The organism is Streptomyces sp. NPDC086077, assembly GCF_040686175.1.
Taxonomy (GTDB): Bacteria; Actinomycetota; Actinomycetes; order Streptomycetales; family Streptomycetaceae; genus Streptomyces.
The window spans coordinates 1-6,046 of sequence record NZ_JBFBJT010000253.1 but is presented as its reverse complement, the minus strand read 5'-3'; the positions used below and the strand labels follow the sequence as shown (position 1 = coordinate 6,046).

Genomic DNA, 6,046 nt, shown 5'->3' with positions numbered 1-6,046 from the left:
TCCACCACGGGTTCGAGTCGCGCGTGGGCGGCCTCGGCGTCGGTGAAGGGCCCGACCAGGGCGGCCCGGACCGGCAGGTAGGCGTTGAAGAGGGTCCCGTTTCCCGGGTGCCGGCGCCTCGCCGTGTGGCTGTCCGCCGCCTCAGTGGCCCTTGTTGCCCTGCTTGCCGCCGGCCTTACCGCCCGGCTTGCCCTTCTGGGTCTGCTTGCCGTCGGCCTTGCCGCTCGGCTTGCCCTTCTGGTTGTGCTTGCCGACGGCCTTGCCGCCCGGCTTGCCCTTCTGGGTCTGCTTGCCGTCGGCCTTCTCGCCCTGCTCGCCCACGAGGGCGTTCTTGTCCAGCTGCAGGCTCTCGCTGGCGATGGTGTTGTCGAGCGTCTGGAGGGTGTCTCCGACGTTGATGTTGCTCAGCCCGTCGCCCACGGCGTGGGAAGGGGTGACCGCCGCGACGACGAAGCCGGTGGCGAGGGAGGCGATGGCAAGCATGCTGCGCTTCTTCATGCCCCGACCAACTGACGGACCCGGTCCGGGGTCACGCACTCATACCCGTTCCACCGATCCCACTCCTGCCCGTTCGACCGGTCCCGGCCACCGGGTGAACGTTCCTGCCGCCGCTCACACACCCGCCGCCGTGGCCTCCGCTCTCCTGCCCAGCACCGCCGCCGCGGCCCCCACCAGCCCCGCGTCCGTGCCCATCTGGGCGGGCACCACGGTCAGACGCTGGACGAACGACAGGGTCGCGTAGTCGGCGAGGGTCTTGCGCAGGGGCGCGAACAGCACGTCACCCGCATTACCCACTCCCCCGCCGATCACTGCGATGTCGATCTCGACCAGGGTCGCGGTGGCCGCGATGCCGGCGGCCAGTGCCTGGGCGGCGCGTTCGAAGGAGGCCACGGCGACCGGGTCGCCCGCACGGGCGGCGGCGGCCACGGCCGCGGCGGAGGTGTCGCCGTCCGGGCCCGGCAGCCAGCCGCCCTCCAGGGCGCGGCGGGCGATGTTGGGGCCGCTGGCGATGCGCTCCACGCAGCCTCGGGCACCGCACGGGCAAGGGTCGCCGTCGAGGTCCACGCTGATGTGGCCGATGTGACCGGCATTGCCCGTGGGGCCTGGGTGCAGCCGTCCGTTGAGGACCAGGCCGCCGCCGACGCCGGTGGAGACGACCATGCACAGCGCGTTGTCGTGGCCGCGTGCCGCGCCCTGCCAGTGCTCGGCGGCGGTGATGGCCACGCCGTCACCGATCAGCTCGACGGGCAGCCCTCCGGTGGCCGCCCGGACCCGGGCCACCAGGGGGTAGTCGCGCCAGCCGGGGACGTTCACTGGACTGACCGTGCCCGCGGAGGCATCCACCGGGCCCGCGCTGCCGATGCCGACCGCTTCGGCGCGGCTCCACAGCGGAGAGGCGGTGAGCTCGCCGATCACCTGCTCGACGGCCCGCATCACGGTGTCGCCGTCCTTCTGGGCGGGCGTCGGGCGCTGGGCGCGCGCCACGATCCGGCCGCCGCCGTCCACCAGCGCGCCTGCGATCTTGGTGCCGCCGATGTCGAGCGCAGCCACGAGGTCGGTGTGCATCAGTGTGGGATCCCCCGTCAACCTTGGGAAATGGGCTGGCCGGCCCTGCGGTGGGGCGGGGGCCGGGAAGTGCGGGGGACAGTCTCTCCCGCTGCTGACAACGTTGTCCAGGCTCTATGCTCGACGCCACATCCTCATACAAACCATGGACCCACGCACCCCCACGGACCACAGGACAGGACAGCTCACCGTGCCCGAGACCCACCGCCTCGCCGGAAACCGCTACGGAAACCGGCCCACCATGAAGGACGTAGCGGCCCGCGCCGGCGTCGGACTGAAGACGGTGTCCCGGGTCGTGAACGGGGAACCGGGGGTGACCCCGGAGACCGAACGCCGCGTCCAGGAGGCCATCGAGGCGCTCGGCTTCCGCCGCAACGACAGTGCGCGCGTCCTGCGCAAGGGCCGTACGGCGAGCATCGGGCTGGTCCTGGAGGACCTCGCCGACCCGTTCTACGGCCCCCTGAGCCGCGCCGTGGAGGAGGTGGCCCGCGCGCACGGCGCCCTGCTGATCAACGGCTCCAGCGCCGAGGACCCGGACCGTGAGCAGGAGCTGGTCCTGGCGTTGTGCGCGCGGCGGGTGGACGGGCTGGTGGTCATCCCGGCCGGTGACGACCACCGCTATCTGGAGCCCGAGCTGAAGGCGGGCGTCGCCACGGTGTTCGTCGACCGTCCGGCCGGGAAGATCGACGCCGACGTGGTCCTCTCGGACAGCTTCGGCGGGGCCCGGGACGGCGTCGCCCATCTGATCGCGCACGGGCACCGGCGGATCGGGTTCATCGGCGACATGCCCCGCATCCACACCGCGGCCGAGCGTCTGCGCGGCTACCGGGCGGCCATGGAGGACGCCGGCATACCGGTCGAGGACCCCTGGATGTCCCTGGGTGCCACGGATCCGCTGCGGGTGCGGCTGGCGGCCGAGGAGATGTTGTCCGGCCCCTCCCCCGTCACCGCGATCTTCTCCGGCAACAACCGGGTGACGGTCACGGTGATCCGGGTCCTGGCCGAGCACCCGCGCCAGATCGCGCTCGTCGGCTTCGACGACATCGAACTGGCGGACCTGCTCCAGCCGGGGGTCACGGTCGTCGCTCAGGATGCGGCGGCACTGGGCCGCACCGCGGCCGAGCGGCTCTTTCGCCAGTTGGACGGTTCGCTGATCGTCCCCGAGAAGATCGAACTGCCGACCCGGCTGATCACTCGTGGCTCGGGTGAGCTGCCGCCGGCGGTTTGACCGGTCGCTCGAACCCGGACGCCTGCACTGCTGGTGCGGTCCACCCCGCTGACCGAGTAGCAGCCGATTCCCAGACGCCCGTCGCTGCTCAGCAGACCGGAATGCGGGGTGGTCTCGGTACCGCTGCCTCCCGTCGCACCGTCGCCTCCGCAACCGCCGCGCCTGACGTCACGGTGCAGGACCCCGACGCGGCGGGCGGCGGCCGGCGCGTCCATGAACCTTGGCGCCGATCCCCGCGGCCTCGCGGGGGTCGCGGGTTCCGCGGTCGCGCAGGGCGTCGTCCGGGCAGGGGCCGGCGACCAGTTCCATCACGATCAGCGGACGGCCGTCGATGCCGGCGATGTCGTGCACGGCGACCACACCTGGGTGCCGCACGCTGGCGGCGGCGCGGCCTCACGCCGCATCCGCAGTCGCAGCTCGGCCAGTTCGGGGTCCGGCGGCGTCGGTGGAGGTGCGCAGTTCCTCGACGGCGGCCTCGCGGCCGAGGACCTTGTCGGCCGCTCGTCGGACCGCCCCCGTGCCGCCCCTGCCGAGCCGCGCCGTCACGCATGAGCGTCCGGCGGGCAGTCGACCGGTCCCGTCCGCCTGTCCGTTCTCCCCCGAAGACACCGCTGCCCCGTTCTGCGCCTGGTACGACACGTCGGCGAGTGCCGTACGGACTCCGGGGCAGCGGTGCCGGAGTCCGTCTCAGGCGCGTCCGTGCCAGTCCTGCCGGCTACTTCGCGGACGCCGTCAGGTCGCCCCGCCGGGGCGCGGCGAAGCCTTCCAGGTCGGCCCGGGTGAGTCCGGTCAGCCGCGCCACCTCGCCGATGTCGAGGGCGCCGCAGTCCAGGCCGCGCAGCAGGTAGCCGCTGAGGGCCTTAGCGGTGGCGGGCTCGTCCATGACGTCGCCGCCGGCCCGGTTGGCATAGCGGGCGAGGCGGCCGGCGGCCTGTTCGAAGCCCTCGCGGTAGAAGGCGAAGACGGCCGCGTACCGGGTCGGGATGTGGCCGGGGTGCATGTCCCAGCCCTGGTAGTAGGCGCGGGCCAGGGCGCGGCGGGTGAGGCCGTAGTGCAGGCGCCAGGCGTCGTGGACCTTCACGGTGGGGCCGACCGGCAGGACGTTGGTGGAGCCGTCGGAGACGCGTACGCCGGTGCCGGCGGCGGCGACCTGCATGACCGCCTTGGCGTGGTCGGCGGCGGGGTGGTCGCCGGCCTGGTAGGCGGCGGAGACGCCGAGGCAGGCGCTGTAGTCGAAGGTGCCGTAGTGCAGGCCGGTGGCGCGGCCCTCGGCGGCCTGGATCATCCGGGCGACGGTGGCGGTGCCGTCGGCGGCGAGGATGGACTGGCTGGTCTCGATCTGGATCTCGAAGCCGAGCCGGCCGGGCTCCAGGTCGTGCGCCTTCTCGAAGGCCTCCAGCAGCCGGACCATGGCGGTGACCTGCTCCGGGTAGGTCACCTTGGGCAGCGTGAGCACCAGCCCGTCGGGCAGGCCGCCGGCCCGCATCAGGCCGGTGAGGAAGATGTCGAGGGTGCGGATGCCCCGGTCCCGTACCGGCGCCTCCATGCACTTCATCCGGATGCCCATGTACGGCGCCGCCGTGCCGTTCTCGTACGCGTGCGCGATCAGCCGGGCCGCGCGGGCCGCCGTCTCGTCCTCCTCGGCGTCGGGGTGAGGACCGTAGCCGTCCTCGAAGTCGACCCGGAGGTCCTCGATGGGCTCGCGTTCCAGCTTGGCGCGCACACGCGCGTACACGGGCTCGGCGAGTTCGTCGGAGAGCCCCAGGACGGCGGCGAAGGACGCGGCGTCCGGGGCGTGTTCGTCGAGTGCGGCGAGTGCCTGGTCGCCCCAGGAGCGGAGGGTGTCGGCGGTGAAGGCGTCACCGGGTACGTAGACGGTGTGGACGGGCTGACGGGTGCCGGGGTCTCCGGGGTAGCGGCGCTCCAGTTCGGCGTCGACCGGCGCGAGGGAGGCGCTGATCTCCTCGCTCACCGTGCCCGCGAGGCTCGTCGCGACCTGCTCCTGCTGGCCCTGACCCATTCCACACCCTCCTATTTTCCGCTATGCGGAATCAACAATCCGTAGACCGAAGTTATCGGGGGACCTTCCGCCTGGTCAACACCCTCCGGGCCACCCGGACCTATCGGCATGTTCACGCTCATCTCATGAGGCGGTAGAACACTCGGTACGCCCACTCCCCTGGCCGCACCGACCGAAGGAGCCCCTGTGCCGCACCGGAGCCGAGTCACCCGCCGCCTGGGCCTGAAGAGCGCGCTGGCCGCAGCGGTCGTCCTGCCCCTCTCCAGTACAGCACTGTCGTCGTCGGCCGCCTCGGCGCAGGAGCGCGACACGGAGCAGCCGGCACGGCGCGCCGACCGCCGACTGAGGACCATGTCCTTCAACCTCCGCTTCGCGAGCACCACCGAACCCAACAGCTGGGCCGTGCGCAGACCCGTGATGCGCGAGCTGCTGCGCCGCGAGCGCCCGCACCTCGTCGGCACTCAGGAGGGCCTCTACCAGCAGGTCCTGGACATCGAGTCCGACCTCGGCCCGCACCACGACTGGATCGGCACCGGCCGCGCGGGCGGCAGCCGGGACGAGTTCATGGCGATCTTCTACGACACCCGCCGCCTGGCCCCGCTGGAGTTCGACCACTTCTGGCTGTCCGACACCCCCGACGTGATCGGTTCGAACACCTGGGGCGGCGGCTCCATCCGGATGGTCACCTGGGTCCGCTTCCGCGATCTGCGGGACGGCGGCCGGGAGTTCCACTTCCTCGACACCCATCTCGACAACCGCAGCCAGGACGCACGCGCGCGTGCCGCCGCACTGATCGCGCAGCGCGTCGCCGGCCTGGACCGCTCGCTGCCGCTGCTGGTGACCGGTGACTTCAACGTCGCCGCGCACATGAATCCGGTCTACGACACGATGCTGGGCGCCGGCCTCACGGACACCTGGGAGACGGCGGCCGAGCGAGGCGACCTGTACGCGACCTTCCACGGCTACCGGCCCCTGACGCCGAACGGTGACCGGATCGACTGGATTCTCGCCACGCCGGGCGTCACCGTGCATCGCGCGGACATCAACACGTTCTCGGTGGACGGCCAGTTCCCCAGTGACCATCTGCCAGTGCAGGCCACGCTGACCCTGGGATGAGCCGAGGCCCCCGTGACCGGCGGCGGTTTCTAGGGATCGTCGCAACACATGATCGGTTAGGTCAGACGGCGAGCAGTTTATGCAGACGCTCGGCTGGGGTTTCCCAGCCGAGCGTT

General features: G+C 72.1%; 4 protein-coding genes and 2 pseudogenes. 2 read left to right on the top strand and 4 right to left on the bottom strand.

The window, feature by feature from the left end:
* Positions 1-306 precede the first annotated feature (306 nt).
* Together AB0O67_RS36155 and AB0O67_RS36150 are read right to left on the bottom strand one after the other, a co-directional pair.
* Positions 307-498 (bottom strand): annotated as a pseudogene (locus AB0O67_RS36155) (hypothetical protein); the annotation flags it as partial.
* A gap of 114 nt (positions 499-612) precedes the next feature.
* Positions 613-1,566, bottom strand: coding sequence for an ROK family protein (locus AB0O67_RS36150; RefSeq protein WP_365459968.1), 954 nt, complete (start codon positions 1,564-1,566; stop codon positions 613-615).
* A gap of 145 nt (positions 1,567-1,711) precedes the next feature.
* Here AB0O67_RS36150 and AB0O67_RS36145 point away from each other — a divergent pair, with 145 nt between their 5' ends.
* Complete coding sequence (locus tag AB0O67_RS36145; RefSeq protein WP_365459965.1) at positions 1,712-2,794, top strand: LacI family DNA-binding transcriptional regulator; 1,083 nt, start codon at positions 1,712-1,714, stop codon at positions 2,792-2,794.
* 155 nt (positions 2,795-2,949) lie between these two features.
* Here AB0O67_RS36145 and AB0O67_RS36140 read toward each other — a convergent pair.
* Together AB0O67_RS36140 and AB0O67_RS36135 are read right to left on the bottom strand one after the other, a co-directional pair.
* Positions 2,950-3,403, bottom strand: a pseudogene (locus AB0O67_RS36140) (serine/threonine protein kinase); the annotation flags it as partial.
* Positions 3,404-3,509: 106 nt separating this feature from the next.
* Positions 3,510-4,814 carry an aldolase gene (locus AB0O67_RS36135; RefSeq protein ID WP_365459962.1) on the bottom strand — a complete coding sequence of 435 codons (1,305 nt, stop codon included), beginning with the start codon at positions 4,812-4,814 and terminating at the stop codon, positions 3,510-3,512.
* Positions 4,815-5,000: 186 nt separating this feature from the next.
* On the opposite strand from AB0O67_RS36135, the gene AB0O67_RS36130 reads away from it, so the two are divergent.
* The gene (locus tag AB0O67_RS36130; protein WP_365459959.1) at positions 5,001-5,930 is read left to right on the top strand and encodes an endonuclease/exonuclease/phosphatase family protein; all 930 of its coding nucleotides are present in this window, start codon (positions 5,001-5,003) and stop codon (positions 5,928-5,930) included.
* The last annotated feature ends 116 nt before the right edge of the window (positions 5,931-6,046 follow it).

What these genes read in the sequence shown, in the direction of transcription:
- AB0O67_RS36150 (WP_365459968.1), bottom strand. Translation starts at nt 1,566, where the DNA reads ATGCACACCGACCTCGTGGCTGCGCTCGACATCGGCGGCACCAAGATC.
- AB0O67_RS36145 (WP_365459965.1), top strand. Translation starts at nt 1,712, where the DNA reads ATGGACCCACGCACCCCCACGGACCACAGGACAGGACAGCTCACCGTG.
- AB0O67_RS36135 (WP_365459962.1), bottom strand. Translation starts at nt 4,814, where the DNA reads ATGGGTCAGGGCCAGCAGGAGCAGGTCGCGACGAGCCTCGCGGGCACG.